This window comes from Pseudomonas sp. Z3-6 (assembly GCF_051131985.1).
Classification (GTDB): Bacteria; Pseudomonadota; Gammaproteobacteria; order Pseudomonadales; family Pseudomonadaceae; genus Aquipseudomonas; species Aquipseudomonas zanjanensis.
Map to the genome: position 1 here is coordinate 1849672 of NZ_CP071644.1, position 21184 is coordinate 1870855.

Annotated in this window: 22 protein-coding genes; 9 read left to right on the top strand and 13 right to left on the bottom strand. The window is 61.3% G+C overall.

Going from position 1 to position 21184, the window contains the following annotated elements:
* Positions 1–192: 192 nt before the first annotated feature.
* The 3 genes from J3P88_RS08365 to J3P88_RS08375 all read right to left on the bottom strand — a co-directional run bounded on the left by J3P88_RS08365 (position 193) and on the right by J3P88_RS08375 (position 2910).
* On the bottom strand, positions 193–819 hold the full coding sequence (locus tag J3P88_RS08365) for a LysE family translocator (RefSeq protein ID WP_186710089.1): 627 nt from the start codon (positions 817–819) through the stop codon (positions 193–195).
* Between the two features lie 62 nt (positions 820–881).
* Positions 882–2231 carry an NCS2 family permease gene (locus J3P88_RS08370; RefSeq protein WP_434574649.1) on the bottom strand — a complete coding sequence of 450 codons (1350 nt, stop codon included), beginning with the start codon at positions 2229–2231 and terminating at the stop codon, positions 882–884.
* Positions 2232–2472: 241 nt separating this feature from the next.
* Entirely contained in the window at positions 2473–2910 is a 438-nt protein-coding gene (locus tag J3P88_RS08375) for a MarR family winged helix-turn-helix transcriptional regulator (RefSeq protein WP_053124112.1), read from the bottom strand.
* 80 nt (positions 2911–2990) lie between these two features.
* Between J3P88_RS08375 and J3P88_RS08380 the strand changes: the two genes are divergently transcribed.
* Positions 2991–4157 (top strand): PLP-dependent aminotransferase family protein, encoded by a 1167-nt coding sequence (locus tag J3P88_RS08380; protein WP_434574650.1) that lies wholly within the window; start codon positions 2991–2993, stop codon positions 4155–4157.
* A gap of 145 nt (positions 4158–4302) precedes the next feature.
* Here J3P88_RS08380 and J3P88_RS08385 read toward each other — a convergent pair whose 3' ends face one another.
* The 5 genes from J3P88_RS08385 to J3P88_RS08405 all read right to left on the bottom strand — a co-directional run bounded on the left by J3P88_RS08385 (position 4303) and on the right by J3P88_RS08405 (position 7074).
* The gene (locus J3P88_RS08385; RefSeq protein WP_186710078.1) at positions 4303–4674 is read right to left on the bottom strand and encodes a glutathione S-transferase N-terminal domain-containing protein; all 372 of its coding nucleotides are present in this window, start codon (positions 4672–4674) and stop codon (positions 4303–4305) included.
* Between the two features lie 104 nt (positions 4675–4778).
* Positions 4779–5324 (bottom strand): GTP cyclohydrolase I FolE, encoded by a 546-nt coding sequence (gene folE, locus J3P88_RS08390; RefSeq protein WP_003204506.1) that lies wholly within the window; start codon positions 5322–5324, stop codon positions 4779–4781.
* 77 nt (positions 5325–5401) lie between these two features.
* A complete protein-coding gene (locus tag J3P88_RS08395) occupies positions 5402–5959 on the bottom strand; it encodes a Smr/MutS family protein (protein ID WP_025214971.1) in 558 nt (185 codons plus the stop codon).
* A gap of 73 nt (positions 5960–6032) precedes the next feature.
* Positions 6033–6353, bottom strand: coding sequence for a hypothetical protein (locus tag J3P88_RS08400; protein ID WP_186710076.1), 321 nt, complete (start codon positions 6351–6353; stop codon positions 6033–6035).
* Positions 6354–6483: 130 nt separating this feature from the next.
* Positions 6484–7074: a cysteine hydrolase family protein gene (locus J3P88_RS08405; RefSeq protein ID WP_014339619.1), complete on the bottom strand. Its 591-nt coding sequence runs from the start codon at positions 7072–7074 to the stop codon at positions 6484–6486.
* 254 nt (positions 7075–7328) lie between these two features.
* On the opposite strand from J3P88_RS08405, the gene prmB reads away from it, so the two are divergent.
* Complete coding sequence (gene prmB / locus J3P88_RS08410; RefSeq protein WP_434574651.1) at positions 7329–8237, top strand: 50S ribosomal protein L3 N(5)-glutamine methyltransferase; 909 nt, start codon at positions 7329–7331, stop codon at positions 8235–8237.
* 171 nt (positions 8238–8408) lie between these two features.
* On the opposite strand, the gene J3P88_RS08415 is transcribed toward prmB, so the two are convergent.
* Both J3P88_RS08415 and J3P88_RS08420 read right to left on the bottom strand, forming a co-directional pair.
* Positions 8409–9197: a hypothetical protein gene (locus J3P88_RS08415; RefSeq protein WP_186710072.1), complete on the bottom strand. Its 789-nt coding sequence runs from the start codon at positions 9195–9197 to the stop codon at positions 8409–8411.
* A 106-nt stretch (positions 9198–9303) separates the two neighbouring features.
* On the bottom strand, positions 9304–10269 hold the full coding sequence (locus J3P88_RS08420) for an alpha/beta hydrolase (protein ID WP_434576381.1): 966 nt from the start codon (positions 10267–10269) through the stop codon (positions 9304–9306).
* A 143-nt stretch (positions 10270–10412) separates the two neighbouring features.
* Here J3P88_RS08420 and aroC point away from each other — a divergent pair, with 143 nt between their 5' ends.
* From aroC to J3P88_RS08435, 3 genes are read left to right on the top strand one after another with little or no spacing between them, the layout of a single operon-like run.
* Positions 10413–11504: a chorismate synthase gene (aroC, locus tag J3P88_RS08425; protein ID WP_186710070.1), complete on the top strand. Its 1092-nt coding sequence runs from the start codon at positions 10413–10415 to the stop codon at positions 11502–11504.
* A 34-nt stretch (positions 11505–11538) separates the two neighbouring features.
* On the top strand, positions 11539–12684 hold the full coding sequence (locus J3P88_RS08430; protein WP_434574654.1) for an MFS transporter: 1146 nt from the start codon (positions 11539–11541) through the stop codon (positions 12682–12684).
* Between the two features lie 34 nt (positions 12685–12718).
* Entirely contained in the window at positions 12719–13264 is a 546-nt protein-coding gene (locus J3P88_RS08435) for a 1,2-dihydroxy-3-keto-5-methylthiopentene dioxygenase (protein ID WP_434574655.1), read from the top strand.
* 1193 nt (positions 13265–14457) lie between these two features.
* Here J3P88_RS08435 and J3P88_RS08440 read toward each other — a convergent pair.
* Positions 14458–14736 (bottom strand): DUF3509 domain-containing protein, encoded by a 279-nt coding sequence (locus tag J3P88_RS08440; protein WP_003204481.1) that lies wholly within the window; start codon positions 14734–14736, stop codon positions 14458–14460.
* A 356-nt stretch (positions 14737–15092) separates the two neighbouring features.
* Here J3P88_RS08440 and J3P88_RS08445 point away from each other — a divergent pair, with 356 nt between their 5' ends.
* From J3P88_RS08445 to J3P88_RS08460, 4 genes are all read left to right on the top strand, one after another.
* On the top strand, positions 15093–16919 hold the full coding sequence (locus J3P88_RS08445) for a long-chain-acyl-CoA synthetase (RefSeq protein ID WP_434574657.1): 1827 nt from the start codon (positions 15093–15095) through the stop codon (positions 16917–16919).
* Between the two features lie 94 nt (positions 16920–17013).
* Entirely contained in the window at positions 17014–17532 is a 519-nt protein-coding gene (locus tag J3P88_RS08450; protein WP_186708178.1) for an ankyrin repeat domain-containing protein, read from the top strand.
* Between the two features lie 234 nt (positions 17533–17766).
* Positions 17767–18297: a hypothetical protein gene (locus J3P88_RS08455; protein WP_186730941.1), complete on the top strand. Its 531-nt coding sequence runs from the start codon at positions 17767–17769 to the stop codon at positions 18295–18297.
* A gap of 71 nt (positions 18298–18368) precedes the next feature.
* A complete protein-coding gene (locus J3P88_RS08460) occupies positions 18369–18560 on the top strand; it encodes a PLDc N-terminal domain-containing protein (RefSeq protein WP_003204476.1) in 192 nt (63 codons plus the stop codon).
* A gap of 60 nt (positions 18561–18620) precedes the next feature.
* Here J3P88_RS08460 and J3P88_RS08465 read toward each other — a convergent pair whose 3' ends face one another.
* Positions 18621–19823, bottom strand: coding sequence for an MFS transporter (locus J3P88_RS08465; RefSeq protein WP_434574660.1), 1203 nt, complete (start codon positions 19821–19823; stop codon positions 18621–18623).
* Positions 19824–20140: 317 nt separating this feature from the next.
* Complete coding sequence (locus tag J3P88_RS08470; protein ID WP_434574662.1) at positions 20141–21139, bottom strand: sulfate ABC transporter substrate-binding protein; 999 nt, start codon at positions 21137–21139, stop codon at positions 20141–20143.
* Positions 21140–21184 lie beyond the last annotated feature (45 nt).

The following is a 21184-nucleotide window of genomic DNA, read 5'->3' on the forward strand; positions in this document are numbered from 1 at the left end:
CCAAGCAACTGCCTTGTCCTGGAAGCGACTGCGCATAAGCTTCTTTGGTTTTTAGCCTGCTCACACTGCGGGCTTTTTTTTCGTCCATGAAAAATTGGGTGCCTGGGAGGGTGCCTTCGCGAGCAAGCCCGCTCCCACACTTGAAATGCATTCCAATTGTGGGAGCGGGCTTGCTCGCGAAGCTTTTGCCTTTCAGCGACTCAACAACGAGGCCGCCCCCGCGCCACCAAACAACCCGGCGCTGACCCGGTTGAACCAGCCCTGGCCTTTACCCGTACGCAGATACCGCGCCGCGCCGTGGGCACCGAGGCCATAAGCCAGCTTGCACAGCAGGTCGAGTACGGTCCAAGTGGCGATCATGATCAGCAGTTGTGGCAGGAATGGCTGTTCGGCGCTCAGGAATTGCGGCAGGAACGCAGCGAAGAACAGAATGTCTTTCGGGTTGCTTGCCCCCAGCACGAACGCGCGGCCGAAGAGGGTGCGAAAGCGCGGGACGGCGACAGCCTGGGGCACTTCGGCGCCTTGGGCCGGTTGGCGCGATTGCTGCCAGCTCTGCCAGGCCAGGTAGAACAGGTACAGGGCGCCGACGATCTTCAGGGCGCTGAACAACTGCTCCGAGGCCATCAACAATGCACCGAGCCCCAGCGCCGAAGCGCTCAGCAGGCAGATCGACGCGATCACGCCCCCCAGGAATGCCGGATAGGAGCGGCGCAGGCCGTAGTTCAGGCTATTGCCGATCATCAACAACGACAACGGGCCGGGGATGAGGATCACCACCAATGCGGCGCCACTGAACAACAGCCAGGTTTCCAGATTCATTGCTTTGCTCCTGATGTACAAAAGCCTCACCCAGGGGGTGAGGCGAGTGAATACGGTTGCGCTTACAAGAAGATGAACTTGGCGATGAAGATCGCGCAAAGCACCCACAGGCTGACGGAAATTTCCTTGTGTTTACCGGTGCCGGCCTTGAGCACCACATAGGTGATGAAACCCAGGGCGATGCCGTCGGCGACCGAGAACGTCAGGGGCATCATGATGGCCGTGACGATGGCCGGAATGCTGTCGGTTGCTTCGTCCCATTCGATGTGGGCCATGCCGCCCATCATCAGCATGGCGACGTAGATCAAGGCCCCGGCCGTGGCGTAGGCCGGAATCATCCCGGCCAGCGGTGCGAAGAACATGGCGGCAATAAATAGCACACCGACGGTCACGGCGGTAAGCCCCGTGCGGCCACCGGCGGCCACACCGGCGGCGCTTTCCACGTAGCTGGTCACTGGCGGTACACCGACCATGGCGCCGAATACGCTCGAAGCGCTGTCGGCTTTCAAGGCGCGGGACAGGTTCTCGATCTTGCCATCGGCTTTCACCAGGCCGGCGCGCTGGGCAACGCCCATCAGGGTGCCGGCGGTGTCGAACATGTGCACGAAAAGGAAGGCCAGCACCACGCTGATCATGCTGATGTTGAACACGCCGGCCACGTCCATCGCCATCCAGGTCGGAGCCAGGCTCGGCGGTGTCGACATGACGCCGTTGTACTGCACCAACCCCAGGCCCCAGCCGGCCAGGGTCACGGCGATGATGCTGATCAGGATCGCGCCGAACACACGGTGATAACTGAGCACGGCGATCATCAGGAAGCACACCGCGGCCAGCAACGGACCGGGTTCGCGCAACGAGCCGAGCTTGATCAAGGTGGCAGGGCTGTCCACGACGATCCCGGCGGTTTTCAGGCCGATCAGCCCGAGGAACAACCCGACCCCCGCGCCCATGGCGAAGCGCAGGCTCACCGGAATGCTGTTGAGCAGCCACTCGCGCACCCGTGACAAGGTCAGGAACATGAACAGCACACCGGAGATGAACACCGCGCCCAATGCGGTTTCCCAGTTGTAGCCCATGGTGCCGACCACGGTGTAGGTGAAGAAGGCGTTCAGACCCATGCCCGGTGCCAGGCCCACCGGCCAGTTGGCGTACAGGCCCATCAGCAGGCAACCCAGGGCCGCGGCGATGCAGGTGGCGACGAATGCGGCGCCGTGATCGATGCCGGCGTCGGCCATGATGTTGGGGTTGACGAAGATGATGTAGGCCATGGTGATGAAGGTTGTCAGGCCAGCAATCAGCTCGGTCTTCACCGTGGTGCCATGCAAGCTGAGTTTGAAGAGGCGTTCAAGCCAGCCACTGCGTAGTGGCGGCGAGAGGTCCAGCGTCCGGGCTTCGGGTTTGCGGCTTTCCACAGCGAGTACTCCTCAAGAGTCTTATTGTTATTTCCAGCACCGCACACGCCCTGGGGGTGGCCGCGATGCGCTGAGGCAGGTAAGGCTGGCGAGGGTATGTTGACCTACTGGTCAGGAACTCGCACGAAGCGAATTATGCTTTTGTATACAAATAATGCAAATAATGTTTTCTGTGTTGTCGACGAAATGTTTGGCGATAGGGATATATCGCCTATGCGGACGCTATCGCGAGCAGACGCCGTCAGTCACTGGATTTCCCCAGTGCCAGGTTCACCGCCAGCCACCCATCCACCGCCGCTTCCCCGGCTTCGGCAAACACCCGCTCCAGCAATTTCACCTGTTCACGCCGCAACGCCTGCTCGAACCGCCCGCCCTCGGCGGTCAGTTCCAGCAGCCGTTTGCGTTTGTCGGTCTCGGACGCGACGCTGTTCACCAAGTGCATTTCCATCAACTGCCGCAACGGCATGTTCAACGCCTGCTTGCTCACCCCAAGCAGGGCCAGCAATTCCTTTACGCTCAATGACGGATAGCGGGCGATGAAAAAGACGATGCGCTGGTGGACCCGGCTCAACCCCCGACGCTCAAGCATTTCATCGGCCTTGGCGGTGAACGCCTGGTAACCGAAGAAAAACGCTTCCATGGCCATTTGTTGGGAGGCAGGGTTTTTAAGGTCAAGCATATTGACGTATCCACAGAGGTCGGCGTAATTTCGGTCAACCAGTTTGACTCATTATTCCAGCGACCGGCTACAGGTGACCCATGGCTTTTTCCGAACGTGTCTCGCGCCTCAAAAGTTCTTTGATTCGAGAAATCCTCGCGGCGGCGCAGCGTCCTGAGGTGATGTCGTTCGCCGGCGGCCTGCCGGCCGAAGCCATGCTGCCGAAAGTGGAATGGGCGGCCATGCCATTGTCCATGGGCCAGTACGGCATGAGCGAAGGCGAACCGGCCCTGCGTGAGGCCCTGGCAGCCCAGGCGCGGGCGCTGGGCGTGGCCTGTGAGGCGAGCCAGGTGCTGGTGGTCAGCGGCTCCCAGCAAACCCTCGATTTGGCGGCCAAGCTGCACATCGACGTGGGCACCGAAGTGATGCTCGAAGCGCCGACCTATCTGGCGGCGTTGCAGATTTTCCAGCTGTTCGGCGCCGACTGCATCACCGTTCCCCTGGAGGCCGACGGCCCGGACCTGCAGCAGTTGCGGGCCCGGTTGGAGCAGCATCGCCCAGCGTTTATCTACCTGATCCCGACCTTCCAGAACCCTTCGGCGGTGCGCTACAGCGAGACCAAGCGCGATGCGGTGGCGGCGCTGCTGGACGAGTTTGGCGTCACCCTGATCGAGGACGAACCTTATCGCGAGCTGACCTTCGATGGCGGCAGTGCCACGCCGATTGTCAGTCGCTTGAAGAGGGCCAGTTGGATCTACACCGGCACCGTGTCGAAAACCCTGTTGCCGGGGCTAAGGGTGGGCTACCTGATCGCCAGTCCGGATCTGTTCCCGCATCTGCTGCGGCTCAAGCAATCGGCGGACCTGCACACCAATCGCATCGGCCAGTGGCAGGCGCTGCAATGGATCGGCACCGAGCAGTACCGCAGCCATTTGAGTGAGTTGAGGGATTTCTACCGGGACCGTCGCGATCGGTTCCAGGCGGCGTTGCAAACGCATTTCTCTGATATCGCGGACTGGAACGTGCCCCAGGGCGGGTTGTTTTTCTGGCTGATCCTCAGGCAACCGCTGGACACCCGCACCTTGCTCGCCGCCGCCCTGGCGGCCGACGTGGCATTCATGCCGGGAGAGCCGTTCTTTCCTGAGCCGGACCAGCATCCGGGGCACTTGCGCTTGAACTTCAGCCACATTGACCCGGCGCGGCTGGATGAAGGGCTCAAGCGGCTGGCGGGGGTGGTGCGGGAGGCGTTGGCTGTGAAAGCAGCCTGATTCATGTGGTGACTGGGCTGGCCCCATCGCGAGCAAGCTCGGCTCCCACAGAGGACAGTGGTGAATACAAATCCAGCGTTCACCAAGTCCCCCTGTGGGAGCCGAGCTTGCTCGCGATGAGGCCAGTCGCCACACCATAAAACTATCAGGCCGCAGAAAACCGCTTATCCAGATAATCAATGATCACCTTGGACTCATACATCCAGGTGGTCTCGCCATTCTCTTCAATGCGCAGGCACGGCACTTTGATCCTGCCCCCTTGCTCCAGCAGCGTCTGACGATCCTGCTCGTTGTTTTTCGCATCGCGCAGGGCCACCGGTACGTTGAGGCGACGCAGGGTACGGCGAGTCTTTACGCAGAACGGGCAGGCATGGAATTGATACAGCGTCAGGCTGCGAGCGGCCTGGTCGACCTGCGCCTGGGCCTCGGCCGGGCGCTGTTTCTTGCCAGGGCGGGTGATGAAGTCGATGAAAATGATGAGCTGGCCCAAGCCAACTCGAAGCGCTTTGACGATCACGGTATTCAGCCTCGCGGCAGGGAAGAAGAGGGCGCGCAGCTTACCTGATTTTTCACGGGCGAAAAAAAACCGGCGATCAATGCCGGTTTTCTTCTTGCGACGCGTTACTTGATAAGGCTGAGGAATTCGCTGCGAGTGGCGGCGTTTTCCCGGAACTCGCCGAGCATCACCGAAGTGATCATCGAGGAATTCTGCTTTTCCACACCGCGCATCATCATGCACATGTGCTTGGCCTCGATCACCACCGCCACGCCCAGGGCGCCGGTCACTTGCTGGACCGCGTCGGCGATCTGGCGGCTGAGGTTTTCCTGGATCTGCAGGCGACGGGCGTACATGTCGACGATACGCGCGACCTTCGACAGCCCCAGTACCTTGCCGCTCGGGATGTAGGCCACGTGGGCCTTGCCGATGAAAGGCAACAAGTGATGCTCGCACAACGAGTACAACTCGATGTCCTTGACCAGCACCATCTCGCTGTTATCGGAGCTGAACAAGGCACCGTTGGTGACTTCTTCCAGGGTCTGTTCATAACCGCGGCAGAGGTACTGCATGGCCTTGGCAGCGCGCTTGGGCGTGTCGAGCAGGCCCTCGCGGGAAACGTCCTCGCCCAGTTGGCCGAGAATCGCGGTGTAATTCTGTTCCAGAGACATGAAACTACCTGTGGGATTTTACGCAAAGGGCAAGGGTACGGTGGCGGACACGGCGCTGCAAGCTCGGCAAGCGAGGGCTATTCGTCGCGGCCTTCCATCATGGTGCGCTTGAGCATCACGTAGACCGCCCCGGCGCCGCCGTGTTTTGCCTGGCAGGAGGTGAAGCCCAGCACTTGCGGGTGCTGGCGCAGCCAGGTGTTGACGTGGCTCTTGATCATTGGCCGCTTGCCGTCCAGGCGCACGGCTTTGCCATGGGTGACGCGCACGCAGCGGATTTCGAACTTGGTGGCTTCGGCCAGGAACGCCCAAAGGGTTTCCCGGGCCTTTTCGACGGTCATGCCGTGCAGGTCGAGGCTGCCTTCGAAGGGGATTTGGCCGACCTTCAGCTTGCGCATCTGGCTTTCCTGGACACCGTCGCGGGCCCACATCAACTCGTCTTCCGGCCCGACGTCGATCACGAACTGATCGGACAAGCCGTCCACGGTGGTGGCGTCGGTGCGCACGGTGGCGGCCTGGCGCAGCTTGGCGATTTGCGCGCGATCGGCCTTGGGCTTGCCGGTCTCGGCACGGTCGTGTTTGATCGGTTTTACGCCCTGGATCGCACTTTTGAACAGGGAAAAGTCGTCGTCTTGCATGTCAGCCTCCGCGAAGCCGGCCAGTTTACCCAACTCTGGCGGGATCCGGCGCGACAAAACGTCGGGTGGCGAGTCAGTCGTGCTTTTTCATCAGGTGCGGAGCCATGGCCAGCTCCAGGGATTGGCGGGCGCGACGGCGGCAGCGGCGCCAGAGCCAGACGCCCAGCAACAGTACGAAAAGCCCGACTGCCAGGATGATCGTCGAACCCATTGGGGTGGCATTCAACTCGCCCAGTGCGGGAGGGCGGCCCAGCAGGCTGGCGGCACCGGCCATGGCCAGCAGTACACCGAGTGTTGCCAGCAGCGCGGCGATCGCCGCGCCGAAACGAAACCGCCAGTTGCTTGGGCCCTTGGGCCGCAAGCGACGTGCGTCAAAACCATCGGATAACTTCATTCCGACCTTCCTCAATGGGTATCGGCCCTTCGACCGGAAGATATTCGGGTTGTTCCTGAAGGTAAGGCAATTACGGCAAATGAGAGGCTTTTGCGGATGAGCGGCGGGAGTGGCCGCTCATCAAGGCGCATCAGATGAAGTCGCGGGTCAGGGCCAGGGTGGCGAAGTTGTCGGCCATGATCGCCATTTCGGTCTGCTGCACGTGCTCGGCGCTGAGGACGCCGCCCTTGTACGGCAGGTCGCGCGTGGCGCAGGCGTCTTCCACCAGGGTGCAGCGAAAGCCCAGGTTCTTGGCGGCGCGCACGGTGGTGCTGACGCTGGAATGGCTCATGAACCCGCACACGATCAGGTCCAGGGGGCCGAAGTCTTCCAGGCGTTTTTTCAGCTCGGTGCCGTGGAAGGCGCTGGGCAGCAGCTTTTCGACCACGGTTTCGTCGCCCTGGGGTTCGAGGCCGGGGATGAACTCCCCGCGTTCACCTTGTGGATCGAACAGCCCGCCATGGGTGCCCAGGTGGCGCACATGCACGATCGGGCGACCGGCTGCGCGGGCCGCGCCGAGCAATTGCTTGATGTTCGCGACGGCTGCATCCATGCCGCTCAGGGCCAGGGGCCCGGCGAGGTATTCTTTCTGGGCATCGATGATGATCAAGGTCGCTTGACTCAGGTTGGCCGCTGCATAACCACGGCCGCTGAGTTGAAACATCGTTTTTGGAACGGACATTCTGGGGCTCCTTCGAGTGGGGCTTTTGCGACATTCTCCTCTGGCTGAGCGGTTCTGTGAATCGCTTCCATCGCAAGGGCCGCCGTTGCTGGCCTACAGCCTTGTCAAGATGCTCGTCTCGTTCAATAGGCGATGCAAAAAACGGATGATTCCTACGGTTGGTCCGGCGCTTTTCGTTCGTCATCGGGGCGCGTTTGGGTGACGCCGCGTTTGACTGGTAGACTCGCCCGTCGATTTTTCTGGAGTTTGCCGCCGTGATCACTTCCCGTCTCCGTACCCTGCGCGACCATATCCGTTGGGCCGTCAGCCGTTTCCATGGAGAGGATCTGTTTTTCGGCCATGGCACCGACAATGCGTGGGACGAAGCCAGGCAACTGGTGTTGGGCGCGTTGCATCTGCCGTGGGAAATCGCCGACAGCTACCTGGACTGCCGTCTTGAAGACGAAGAACTGGTCCATGTGCAGCGTCTGCTGCGCCGACGCATTGCCGAGCGCATTCCGACGGCCTACCTGTTGGGTGAGGCCTGGTTCTGCGGGATGTCGTTTATTGTTGATGAGCGCGTGCTCATTCCGCGCTCGCCCATCGGTGAGCTGATCGAAAAGCGTTTTGAGCCTTGGTTGGGCCAGGCGCCGGCACGGATTCTCGATCTGTGCACCGGTTCCGGCTGCATCGGCATCGCCTGTGCCTATGAATTCCCGGAAGCCGAAGTGGTGCTGGCCGACCTGTCGTTCGAAGCGCTGGAAGTGGCCAACCAGAACATCGAGCGCCACGGTGTCGATGAGCGCGTGTTCACCGTCCAGGGTGATGGTTTTGAAGGGTTGCCAGGGCAACGTTTCGACCTGATCGTGTCGAACCCGCCCTACGTCGATGCGGAAGATTTCGCCGATATGCCCCAGGAATACCAGCACGAGCCGGAATTGGGCCTGGCCTGTGGCGATGACGGCCTGGACCTGGTTCGGCGGATGCTGGCCGAGGCGGCCGATCATCTGACCGAGAAGGGGCTGTTGATTGTCGAGGTGGGCAACAGCCAGGTGCACGTCGAGGCGTTGTACCCGGAAGTCGATTTCGCCTGGCTCGACTTCGAGCGCGGCGGGCATGGCGTGTTCATGCTCAGCGCCGAGCAGTGCCGCCAGCACCAGGCGTTGTTTGCTTCGCGGGTTTGATCTCTGTGACCGCTTTTGTGGCGAGGGAGCTTGCTCCCGCTGGGCTGCGAAGCAGCCCCCGCTTTAATGGCTCAAAATGGTATTTGCCAGATTTACGACTGCTGCGCAGCCGAGCGGGAGCAAGCTCCCTCGCCACGGGATTGGATGTGGTCATCTCATTCAACGTTGGGATCAGTGCCGCGTCGCAATCCAGATCAGCAACCCCGCCTGAAACATGGCGAAGGCCACCAGGCAGGTGATGGTGAAGCGCAAGCCGGTGTCTTCGCGCTTGAACTTGGTGACCTTCTCTTCCTGCTGCTTGAGTTTGACTTCCTGTTCCGCCAGGTTCTGCTCGGCTTGTTGCAGCATCTGCGCAGCTTCGAGGATGGTCACGAACTGCAGCTTCTCGGTGTTCCAGTCACCGACCAAATCGCCAACCTGGGCCGACTTGATACTACCCTTGAGGTGCTGGGCGTCGGCGTAGGCCACCTCGAAACCCTGGGCCTTGAGGAAGCGATCGCGGCGCAGGCGCGTGTCTTCGTTCAGGGCGTCCTTGTTATCCAGGTCGGTGCCGTCTACCTGATAGGCCGACCAGCGCTTCTTGGCCCAGGTAATACCCTGGGCCGCGAGGAAACGGCCGATGCCACGGTTCAACGGCTCGACTTGCAGGTTGTCCGGGGAAAAAGTCAGGCGTTTCTCGACGTGATCGGCCCAGACGTCCAGATGATTCTGTTCCTTGCGCACCCGCTGGTTCGGCAGCTGGAGGGTCATGCGCAGCAAGCTGCGTTCCTTGCTGTGGCGCTCGACATAGCTGAACTCGACAAACCGCAACGGCCGAACACCGGTGGCGCGGTCGGTTTTGAGCGGCGCCAGCCGGAGCATTTTGTGATGCTCGGTATGTACGTCGGCCCACGGCAGCTCAGCCACGGACGAGGCGGGGGCTTCGGCAGCGGTGTCGGGGGAAGCTTGAGTTTCAGTCATAACGGCAAAATCCTGTCCAGGCCGGCGGGTCGGTAGCCATTGCGCTATCCGACACCGGGTTATCGGCCAATTTTGCCATTACTGAAATTAAATCGACTAAAACCGCCTAACGCGCGGCTAACGAGTCAATAAAACGCAGAATCCGCGCACCGAGTTCGGCCGCCAGGGGCAAGTTGGGGTCCTTATAGGAGGCCAGTTGCCGTTTCACGTCGTTGGACACGATGCGCATCACGTGATTCATGCCCTCGATCAGCGCCAGTTCGGCGTCGGGCTTGGCGGCTTTCAACTGCCGGGCATCATCGACGCTGACCTGGATGTCGTTGCTGCCCTGGATGATCAAGGCCGGCATCTTCAACGCGGCGAAGGCCCGGGCCGGGTCCTGGCGGAACAATGAGATCAGGTAGGGTTGTACGCTGGGGCGGAAAATCACCTGCAGTTGCGTCGGCACGTTGTCGTCGAGTCGACCGGCCTTGAGGTTGTCGAGCAGCTCATTGCTGCGCAACATCAGCGGCGGTGGCAGGCGGTTGCTCAATTGTTGGCGCAGTACCTGGTCGATTGGCCGGGCACTGCCGGACAGGGAAATGACCGCCGCCGCGTTGGCCTGGGGCGCGGCGAGGCTGGCGATCAACGCGCCTTCGCTGTGGCCCAGCAGGATCAACGGGCCCAGGCGTGGGTCGGCGGCGAGCTTGCGGCTCCAGGCCACGGTATCGGCGACATAGGCCTCGACGCTCAGGTTGCGCTCGTCCGGTGTCGCTGCGAGGCTGGCGGCCACGCCGCGTTTGTCATAGCGCACGCTGGCAATGTTGTGCCTGGCCAGGACCCAGGCCAGGCGCTTGAGGCTGTCGTTGCGCCCGCCCTCGGGGTTGTTACCGTCGCGGTCTGTAGGACCGGATCCAGAAATGATCAGGACAACCGGCACGGGCGTGTCGGACTTGGGCAGCAACAATGAGCCGAATAGTTCGCCATTGCCGGTGTCGAGACTGATCGGGCGTTGCAGTACCGTGGCCTGGGCCAGGCAGGAAAACAGGCCGGTGAACAAGGTAAGGCTTAGGGCTAGCAGCTTTAACATCATCACGCCATTAGTTGCGAAGGTGCCGGTTGGACTGGTGGCCGCCGATAAGGTTCGAGGATGAACTACGCGGGGAGCCTGCGTATACTGGCGCCCACTACGAATCCAAGGTTGAGTCTCTCAGCGTTTTTCACGGAGCACCCTGCATGTCCGGCAATACCTACGGCAAGCTGTTCACTGTCACCACCGCGGGCGAAAGCCATGGCCCGGCGTTGGTCGCCATTGTCGACGGCTGCCCGCCGGGCCTGGAGATTTCCCTGGACGACCTGCAGCGTGACCTGGACCGCCGCAAGCCCGGCACCAGCCGCCACACCACCCAGCGCCAGGAAGCCGATGAAGTCGAAATCCTCTCCGGCGTGTTCGAAGGGCGCACCACCGGCTGCGCCATCGGCCTGTTGATTCGCAACACCGACCAGAAGTCCAAGGACTACTCGGCCATCAAGGACCTGTTCCGCCCGGCCCACGCCGACTACACCTACCACCACAAATACGGTGAGCGCGACTACCGTGGCGGCGGTCGCAGCTCGGCCCGGGAAACCGCCATGCGCGTGGCGGCCGGGGCGATTGCCAAGAAGTACCTGGCCAGCCAGGGCATCGTCATCCGTGGTTACATGAGCCAGTTGGGCCCCATCGAAATCCCGTTCAAGACCTGGGACTCGGTGGAGCAGAACGCCTTTTTCTGTCCCGATCCGGACAAGGTGCCAGAACTCGAGGCCTACATGGACCAACTGCGCCGGGACCAGGACTCGGTCGGCGCAAAGATCACCGTGGTCGCCGAAGGCGTGATGCCGGGCCTTGGCGAGCCGATCTTCGACCGCCTCGACGCCGAGCTGGCTCATGCGCTGATGAGCATCAACGCGGTGAAAGGCGTGGAAATCGGCGCCGGTTTTGCCTGCGTCGCCCAGCGTGGCACCGAGCACCGTGACGAACTGACGCCTGAGGGTTTCCTCAGCAATAATGCCGGTGGCATCCTCGGCGGCATTTCCTCGGGCCAGCCGATCGTGGCGCACCTGGCCTTGAAGCCGACGTCCAGCATCACCACGCCGGGGCGCTCCATCGACATCCATGGCAACCCGGTCGATGTGATCACCAAGGGCCGTCACGACCCCTGCGTCGGCATTCGTGCCACGCCCATCGCCGAGGCGATGATGGCCATCGTGCTGATGGATCACCTGCTGCGTCATCGCGGCCAGAACGCCGACGTGCGCGTCAGCACCCCGGTGCTGGGGCAGCTTTGATGGCCGGCCTGCCAGCCGCCGTGGCCTGACGACCGTGGCGGCACTGCCGTACTGGCGGCTTTCCAGCTTCTATCTATTCTATTTCGCGCTGCTCGGTTCGACGGCGCCGTTCCTGGCGCTGTATTTCGATCACCTGGGGTTCAACGCGGCGCGCATCGGCGAGCTGGTGGCCATCCCCATGCTGATGCGTTGCGTGGCGCCGAACATCTGGGGTTGGCTGGGGGATTACACCGGCCGACGCCTGGCAATCGTGCGGTTTGGCGCGATCTGCACGCTGTTGGCCTTCTCGCTGATCTTCATCGATAAAAGCTACGCCTGGCTGGCGATGGTCATGGCGTTACACGCATTTTTCTGGCACGCGGTGTTGCCGCAGTTCGAAGTCATCACCTTGGCCCATCTGAGCGGGCAGGCCTCGCGCTACAGCCAGATCCGCCTGTGGGGCTCCATCGGTTTCATCATCACTGTGGTCGTGCTCGGCCGCTTGTTCGAATGGCTGAGCCTGGACATCTACCCGCTGGCCCTGGTGTTGATCATGGCCGGCATCGTCCTCGCCAGTTTCTGGGTGCCCAATGCCCAGCCATTGCAGGGGCCGCGAGTCGCGGGGGAGGGCTTCCTGCGGCAACTGCGCAACCCTGGCGTACTGGCGTTCTACACCTGTGTGGGCCTGATGCAGGTGAGTCACGGGCCGTATTACACCTTCCTGACGTTGCACCTCGAACGCCTGAGCTACAGCCGCGGTTTGATCGGCCTGCTCTGGGCGGTCGGCGTGGTGGCAGAGGTGTTGGTCTTCCTGCTGATGAGCCGGATCCTGGCGCGGTTTTCCGTGCGCCGGGTACTGCTGGCGAGTTTCCTGCTGGCGGCGTTGCGCTGGTTGTTGCTGGGTTCGCTGGCCGAATTTCTCTGGGTATTGTTGTTTGCCCAGGTGTTGCACGCGGCGACCTTCGGCAGCTTTCACGCCGCCGCCATCCATTTCGTGCAACGCAGCTTCGGCCCTCGCCAGCAAGGCCAGGGGCAGGCGCTGTATGCGGCGCTGGCCGGCACGGGCGGGGCCTTGGGCGCGTTGTATTCCGGCTACAGTTGGAATGCCCTGGGCGCCAGTTGGACGTTCAGCCTCGCCAGCCTCGCGGCCTTTGCGGCAGCCGTTATCATTGCGACACGTATGCAAGAGGACCGGCCATGAGCCTTCGAACCGTTAATTTGCTGGAGCCTTTGTCATGAGTAGCCTGTCCGTCTATCACGTTTCGAGCCCTGAGATTCCGAACAAGGTGTTGACCCACTTCGAGGACATTGCCGCGACGTTGGCTGAGCAAGGTGTTCGCTTTGATCGTTGGGAAGCGGCGGTGAAAATCCAGTCGGGTGCCAGTGAGGAGGAGATCATTGCGGCTTACCAGGTTCAGATCGATGGGGTGATGACCGAGCGGGGGTATGTTGCGGTCGATGTGGTTAGCGTTAGAAACGATCACTCGGAACAGGCCGAGCCGCAGGCTGAGTGGCTTGATGAGTATCGCCATAGCCAGGACGAGGTACGGTTTTTCGTCAGTGGTCGAGGGTTGTTTAACCTGCACATTGGCGATTATGTCTTCGCTGTATTGTGTGAAAGGAACGATTTGATCACGGTGCCTGCTGGTATGCCGCATTGGTTTGATGGGGGGGAGCGGCCGTATTTCGTTTCGATTCGGTTGTCTGGTGATTTGCAGGGGTCGGTTGCTGAGCTTACTGGAAATGATATTGCTCGGCGGTTTCCTCGTTTGGAGGATTGACCGCGTTCTTTGGGTTTGTGTGTATATCCATTGCTGCGGTAACGGCGATGAGGCCGGCACATCCAACATCACCGCAAACTGACCCACCGCCTTCGCGAGCGGCTCGCTCCCACAATGGATCTGCGGTGAACACAAGACTCATGAACACCCAAGATCCCCTGTGGGAGCGAGCCTGCTCGCGAAGAGGCCGGCACATCCAACATCACGGCAAACTGGCCCACCGCCTTCGCGAGCAAGCCCGCTCCCACAATGGATCTGCGGTGAACACAAGACTCATGAACACCCAAGATCCCCTGTGGGAGCGAGCCTGCTCGCGAAGAGGCCAGCTCACACATCCAACATCACCGCAAACTGATCCACCGCCTTCGCGAGCAAGCCCGCTCCCACAATGGATCTGCGGTGAACACAAGACTCATGAACACCCAAGATCCCCTGCTCGCGAAGAGGCCGGCACATCCAACATCACCGCCAACTGACCCACCGCCTTCGCGAGCAGGCTCGCTCCCACAATGGATCTGCGGTGAGCACAAGACTCATGAACACCCAAGATCCCCTGCTCGCGAAGAGGCCGGCACATCCAACATCACCGCCAACTGACCCACCGCTTTCGCGAGCAAGCCCGCTCCCACAATGGGCCGCAGTGAACACAAGACTCATGAACACCCAAGATCCCCTGTGGGGAGCGAGCCTGCTCGCGAAGAGGCCGGTACATCCAACATCACCGCAAACTGATCCACCGCCTTCGCGAGCAAGCTCGCTCCCACAATGGGTCTGCGGTGAACACAAACTCATGAACACCCAAGATCCCCTGTGGGAGCGAGCTTGCTCGCGAAGAGGCCGGCCCACCAACATCACCGTCAACTGACACACCGCTTTCGCGAGCAAGCTCGCTCCCACAATGGATCTGCGGTGAACACAAGACTCATGAACACCCAAGATCCCCTGTGGGAGCGAGCTTGCTCGCGATGAGGCCGGCACATCCAACATCACTGCAAACGGGCCCACCGCCTTCGCGAGCAAGCCCGCTCCCACAGGAGGAACGCGGTCCCCATCAGTCATAAGTGGCCGTTACCGCAGAAACGGATATACACACCGATCAATTGCCCTCAAAAGAAGGCGCAAAAAAACGACGCTTCTCATCTCTGAAAAAGCGCCGTTTCCAAGTAAACAGCAAAGCAAATTGACCAGCAGACTCAAGCGCTATGGTAAGTCGGCAGCGCAAACCGATGCTGGCTCTGCAGCAAGGTGATCTGTGGCAACTCGCTGGCCTGTTCAGCCAGGTCGCGACGGATCGCGCTGATCGCCCAGGACAACTGGTCCCCCGCATGTAACTGAGCATAGGAAATCGTGCGCTTGAACAGCTTGCCGTCGCTATTGCGCAAGGTCAGCAGAATGCCGCCATCCGGGCGGGGCTGAGTGGTCACTTCGTAGTTGGAAAACAGGGACGCAAACTTTTCTTGAATCATGTTCATAGTTGACTGCTCCATGGTGTGGCAAACCGTGGAGGGGTGGTTGCACTGTCTGTGCCAGTATCTAATTTTTAAATAAACACTTTAAAAACAACATGTTACGTTTTTCGTTGGATTTTGCTTTCGTGCATCTTGCATGAATGGCCACCGTGCATCCTGCATTTTGCGTGGTCCGGCAATGATTTTTGGAACCAAATCGTTTTCCGGCGCTCACGCTTCGCCTGTCTCGGGCAGCGGATACAAAACATTGCAAAAACCGCGTGTACAGCCCCGCAAGTGCGAGCGTACTTTCGAGCCAAAATCACCGCCAGCCCGATAACAAGAACCGAGACCCACGAGGTCGAACGGGGAAGATCACCATGAGTCGTACACCCAACGACACCATTACCTGGGGCATGATGCTGCGCAAGTTGCCTGCCATCGCCAGGGCCGTCCCGCGCATCGTCAAAGGCATGAAGCTGGCCAATGTCCAGGACCCGACCCAGCCTTGTGGCCTGGGCTGGTGTTTCGAACAGGCCACGCAACGCAATCCCCAGGGCCCGGCACTGCTGTGTGGCGACACGGTGTTGAGTTATGCACAGGTCAACGCGCAAGCCAATCGCATCGCCCATTACCTGTTGGCCCAAGGCATCGGCAAGGGCGATTGCGTGGCGATCTTCATCGAGAACCGGCCGCAGCTGTTGATCAGCGTGCTGGCGATGGCCAAGGTTGGCGCGGTCAGTGCCATGCTCAACACCTCGCAAACCGGCGATGCGCTGGTGCACAGCCTGGCCCTGGTCAACCCGGTCGCGGTGGTGGTCGGGGACGAGCGGGTCGCGGCCTTCAACGACGTGCGAGCGCGCACCGCGCTGTCGAGCGGCAGGACCTGGTGGGTAGCGGATCAGGACAGTGGCGATGTTCCGTCCGGCTTCGTCGACCTGATGGCTGATTGTGCGGATTACCCCGGCGATAACCCGGCGTGCAGCCAGCAGGTTTTTTGCAACGATCCATGTTTTTATCTCTACACCTCGGGCACTACCGGGCTGCCCAAGGCCGGAGTCTTTCGCCATGGTCGCTGGATGCGCACGTCCACCAGCTTCGGCCTGATCGCCTTGGACATGCAGCCCGACGATGTCGTCTATTGCACCTTGCCGCTGTACCACGCCACTGGCCTGTGCGTGTGTTGGGGCGCGGCGATCTGTGGCGCATCGGGGTTCGCGATTCGCCGCAAGTTCAGCGCCAGCCAGTTCTGGAGCGACGTACGCCGCTACCGGGCGACCACCCTGGGGTATGTCGGCGAGTTGTGCCGCTACCTGATCGACCAGCCTGTCGCTGCCGATGACCGCCACCACAGTGTGAAGAAAATGATCGGCAACGGCCTGCGCCCCGGGGCCTGGTCGACCTTCAAGACGCGCTTCGGCGTCGACCACATCTGCGAGCTGTATGCGGCCAGCGACGGCAATATCGGGTTCACCAATATCCTGAATTTCGACAACACCGTCGGGTTTTCCCTGATGGGCTGGGAGCTGGTGCAGTACGACCAAGCCAGCGGCTTGCCGTTGCGCAACCTGCAAGGGCGCATGCAAAAAGTCCCCAGGGGCCAACCGGGCCTGCTGCTGGCGCGGATCGACGAGAAGGCACCATTGGACGGCTACACGGATCCCGCCAAGACCGAAAAAACCATCTGCCGGGATGTCTTCGTGCCGGGCGACCGTTACTTCAACACCGGGGACCTGCTGCGCAACATCGGCTTCGGGCATGGGCAGTTCGTCGATCGCCTCGGCGACACCTATCGCTGGAAAGGCGAAAACGTCTCTACCACGGAAGTCGAAAACGTCTTGCTGCAACACCCGCAGGTGGCCGAGGCGGTGGCTTACGGTGTGGAGATCAATGGCACCAATGGCCGCGCCGGCATGGCAGCGATCACCCCGTCCGAATCCCTGGCGACCCTGGATTTCAGCGAGCTGCTGCAATTTTTGCACTGCAAGTTGCCCGTATATGCCGTGCCGCTGTTCCTGCGCATCAAGGTGAAAATGGACACTACCGGCACCTTCAAGTACCAGAAGACGCGCCTCAAGACCGAAGGGTTCGATCCGTGTGGCACTGGCGATGAGCCGGTCTATGCCTGGCTGCCCGGCACCGACACGTACGTGCGGGTCGACCGGCAACTGGCGACCCGGATCCAGGGCGGCCAATTGCGTTATTGATTCTGGCTATGACGGGCACAGTGAAAAAAGGGATGACAGCGCCCAGGTCCCTCGGGAAACTAGCCGCTTTGCGAAGACCCGAGTGGAGTTCCCCATGTCCGATACAAGCCGCCAGATGACCCCGGAAGAGGCTGCCGAGTTTGCCGAGCAGGTGTTCAACGTCGCGCGCCAGGGCGACGCCGCCATGATGGCCGCGCTGTTGAGCAAGGGCCTGCCGCCCAACCTGCGCAACCACAAGGGTGACACCCTGTTGATGCTGGCCGCTTACCACGGGCATGTGGAAACGGTGAAAGTGCTGCTGGAGCACAAGGCCGATCCGGAAATCCGCAACGACAACGGCCAGAGCCCGATTGCCGGCGCGGCGTTCAAGGGCGACCTGGCCGTGGTCGCGGCGCTGGTGGATGGCGGCGCGCAGGTGGAAGGCGCATCCTTCGATGGCCGTACCGCCTTGATGATGGCGGCGATGTTCAACCGGGTGGAAATCGTCGACTACCTGATCGGCAAAGGCGCCGACCCGAAAGCCAAGGACGCCAACGGCGTCTCGGCCCTCGATGCCGCGCGGACCATGGGCGCGGTGGACACCACGGCGCAGTTGGAAAAGTTGTTGGGCTGAAGGCCCAAAGCAGATCCCGACCGCTTTTGTGGCGAGGGAGCTTGCTCCCGCTGGGCTGCGCAGCAGCCCCAAATCCAGCCACCGCAACCTGTCAGGTTTACCCTGCCCAGCGGATTTACGACTGCTTCGCAGCCGAGCGGGAGCAAGCTCTCTCGCCACAGGTTCCTGACTCGACCGGTGCGATGCGTTATCCTGCCCGCCCTCAAAACACCCTTCGCCACAGGATTCACCGCCATGAAAGCCGCCCTCATCGAACTCATCGGTAAAATCAGCTCCGGCTGCCTCGGCGAGGCGGACATCGAGAAAATCGCTGCTGAAGCGGCCCAGGCCTACGCAGACCCGACGGCTTTCCTGGCGGCCAATCCCGATATCAACTACGACGACACGTTCCCGATCCCGCTGGGGGAATGGGTGGTGGTGGGCAGCCTGCCGGACACCGTGCTGTTCCAGGCCGACACCTACGTGGACCTGTTCGAGCAGATCGTCGCCTCGTTCGGCCCCGGTGTGGCGTTCAACCTCAAGCCCAAGCAATTGGCGAAGACCGAAGCCCTGACCGCGCTCAACCGCATCCAGATCCAGATGGGCAGCCTGAACAAGGAAAATGGCGGCTACGTGCTGATGAACTTCAGCCAGTTGCTCGACGATGAATTGCAGATGGTGCTGGTGTACGGCAACGACGTGCCACGGGTGCTGGAGCTGTGTGCCGAAGTCGGTATCGCTGCCGCGCCGGCCCTGGAAGCCCTCAAGGTCGCGGTCCACGTCTGAGGCAATAAAACGGAACCCTTGCCGGAGGCCCGCTATCCTAAGGGTGCACACCACCATTTGGGAGCGACACCATGGGTTCCACCTTCAACGGCCTGGTCGGCCTGATTATCCTGGCGCTCGATATCTGGGCGATCATCAATGTCCTCAAGAGTGGCGCGGAAACCGGGATGAAAATCCTCTGGGTGCTGCTGATCCTGCTGCTGCCGGTCCTGGGCCTGATCATCTGGGCGATTGCCGGGCCGCGTGGCAACGTGCGGATTTGAATGCTCCATGAAAAATGCCCGGGCGCCTTGAGCGACCGGGCATTTTTTGTGCCTGGGTAATCAGGCCGTGGCCAGGGAAACTTTCTTCGAGGCACTCAGGAAGCGCAGCAAGGCCAACAGCGGGAAGGCGCTGCCGACGATGACCACCCACAACCAGCCGCCGTGCTCGTACACCGCACTGGCAATCGATGAGCCGAAGGCGCCGCCGACGAAGATGCTGGTCATGTACAACGCATTCAACCGGCTGCGGCTCTTGGCATCGAGGGCGTAAATGGTGCGCTGGCCCAGGACCATGTTCATTTGCACACAGAAATCCAGGACCACGCCAGTCACCGCCAGGCCGATCACGCTGTAGAGCGGATGGATGAACGCCGGCAGGAAACTCACGCTGGCGAACAGCATCGCCAGCAGCGAGGCATTACGGGTATGGCCGGCATCGGCCAGGCGGCCGGCGATGGGCGCGGCGATGGCACCGATGGCGCCGACCAGGGCGAACAGGGCGATTTCAGTCTGGGACAGGCCGTGGTTGCGGGACAACTCCAGCGGAACGGCGGTCCAGAACAGGCTGAACGTGGCGAACATGCAGGCTTGGTAGAACGCCCGTTGCCGCAACAGCGGCTGTTGGCGCAGCAGGGTGCCGAGCGAACCCAGCAGTTGGCCATAGGAGGCGCTATGGCCGGGCTGGCGCTTGGGCACGGTCAGCGCCAAGACGATGCTGATCGCGGCCATCAACGCGGCGGCGATGATGAACATGGCGCGCCAGCCGAAGTGATCGGCCACGACGCTGGAGATGGGCCGCGCCAGCAGGATGCCCAGCAGCAGGCCGCCCATGATCCCGCCGACAACCCGTCCCCGGGATTCTTCTGGCGTCAGGTGCGCGGCCAGCGGAATCAGGACTTGCACCGACACCGAACTGAAACCCACCAGCAGCGAGACCAGCAGGAACACGTTCGGCTGGTCAGTGAAGGCCGCCCCCAGCAGGCTGGCAATCGCCACCAGCGTGGTGAGGATCATCAGCCGGCGGTTCTCCAGCAAGTCCCCCAGCGGCACCAGGAAAAACAGGCCCAGGGCATAACCGATCTGGGTCAGCGAAACGATAAGACTGGCCAGGGTGCTGCTCAGGCCGACGTCAGGGGCGATCAGTTCGATGATGGGTTGGGCGTAGTAGATGTTGGCGACAATGGCGCCGCAGCAGAAGGCGAAGAGCAGGACCATGCCACGGGTCAGGGTGCTGCCGGGCGTGGTGGGGGGATGAGCACTCATGGCAATCTCGTCAGTGAACAGGAAAGATGGCGCGAGGCTAAAGCGTTACAGGGCTCTGGAACAGGGCTTGTGGTTGATAGCTGTCATGCCCGCGGTTAATGGTAGACACAGCACAGCAGATTAGACACAGCACAGCAGATCAGGCACAGCACAGCAGATCAGGAACAGCACAGCAGATAAGGGAGTGCCTTTGTGGCGAGGGAGCTTGCTCCCGCTGGGCTGCGTAGCGGCCCCCTTCTGGCGGTCGCTGCGCAACCGAGCGGGAGCAAGCTCCCTCGCCACAAAAGCTTGCATGCAATTCTGGTTGAACCAGTGTCTTACTGCCCGCTATAGATCTGGTCGAAAACCCCACCATCATTAAAGTGAGTCTTCTGCACCGTGCGCCAGTCACCAAAGGTTTTTTCCACCGACAGGAAGTCTACTTTCGGGAAGCGGTCGGTGTATTTGGCCAGTACCGCCGGATCCCGTGGACGCAGGTAGTTGGCGGCGGCGATTTCCTGGCCTTCGGGCGACCACAGGTATTTGAGGTACGCCTCGGCGGCTTCGCGGGAGCCTTTTTTCTCGACCACTTTGTCGACGACGCTGACCGGTGGCTCGGCCTCGGCGGAAACGCTTGGGTAGACCACTTCGAACTGATCGCGACCGAACTCGCGGGCGATCATTTCCGCTTCGTTTTCAAACGTCACCAGCACGTCGCCGATCTGGTTGGTCATGAAGGTGGTTGTCGCGGCGCGACCACCGGTGTCCAGTACCGGCGCCTGCTTGAACAGCTTGCCGACGAAGTCCTTGGCCTTGTTCTCGTCGCCGCCATTCTTCAGTACATAGCCCCAGGCCGACAGGTAGGTGTAGCGACCGTTGCCGGAGGTTTTCGGGTTGGGCACGATCACCTGCACGCCGTCCTTGAGCAGGTCGGGCCAGTCTTTCAAGGCTTTCGGGTTGCCTTTGCGCACGATGAACACTGTGGCGGAGGTGAACGGCGCGCTGTTGTTCGGCAGGCGGGTGACCCAGTTATCAGGCACCAGTTTGCCGTTGTCGGCCAAGGCGTTGATGTCAGTGGCCATGTTCATGGTGATGACATCCGCCGGCAGCCCGTCGATCACTGAGCGCGCTTGCTTGCTGGAGCCGCCGAAGGACATCTGCACGGTGATGTTTTCGTTGTGCTCGGCCTGCCAGTGTTTCTGGAAGGCGGCGTTGTAGTCCTTGTAGAAATCGCGCATCACGTCGTAGGAAACGTTGAGCAGGGTCGGGGCGGCGTGGGCCAGGCCGCCAAAGGCCAGGCCGGCGGCGAGAAGGGAGGCGCCAAAGAAGTTCTTCACTGCGAATTCCTTTTTATTAACGGGGGTTCCGGGCAATTAGCCAGC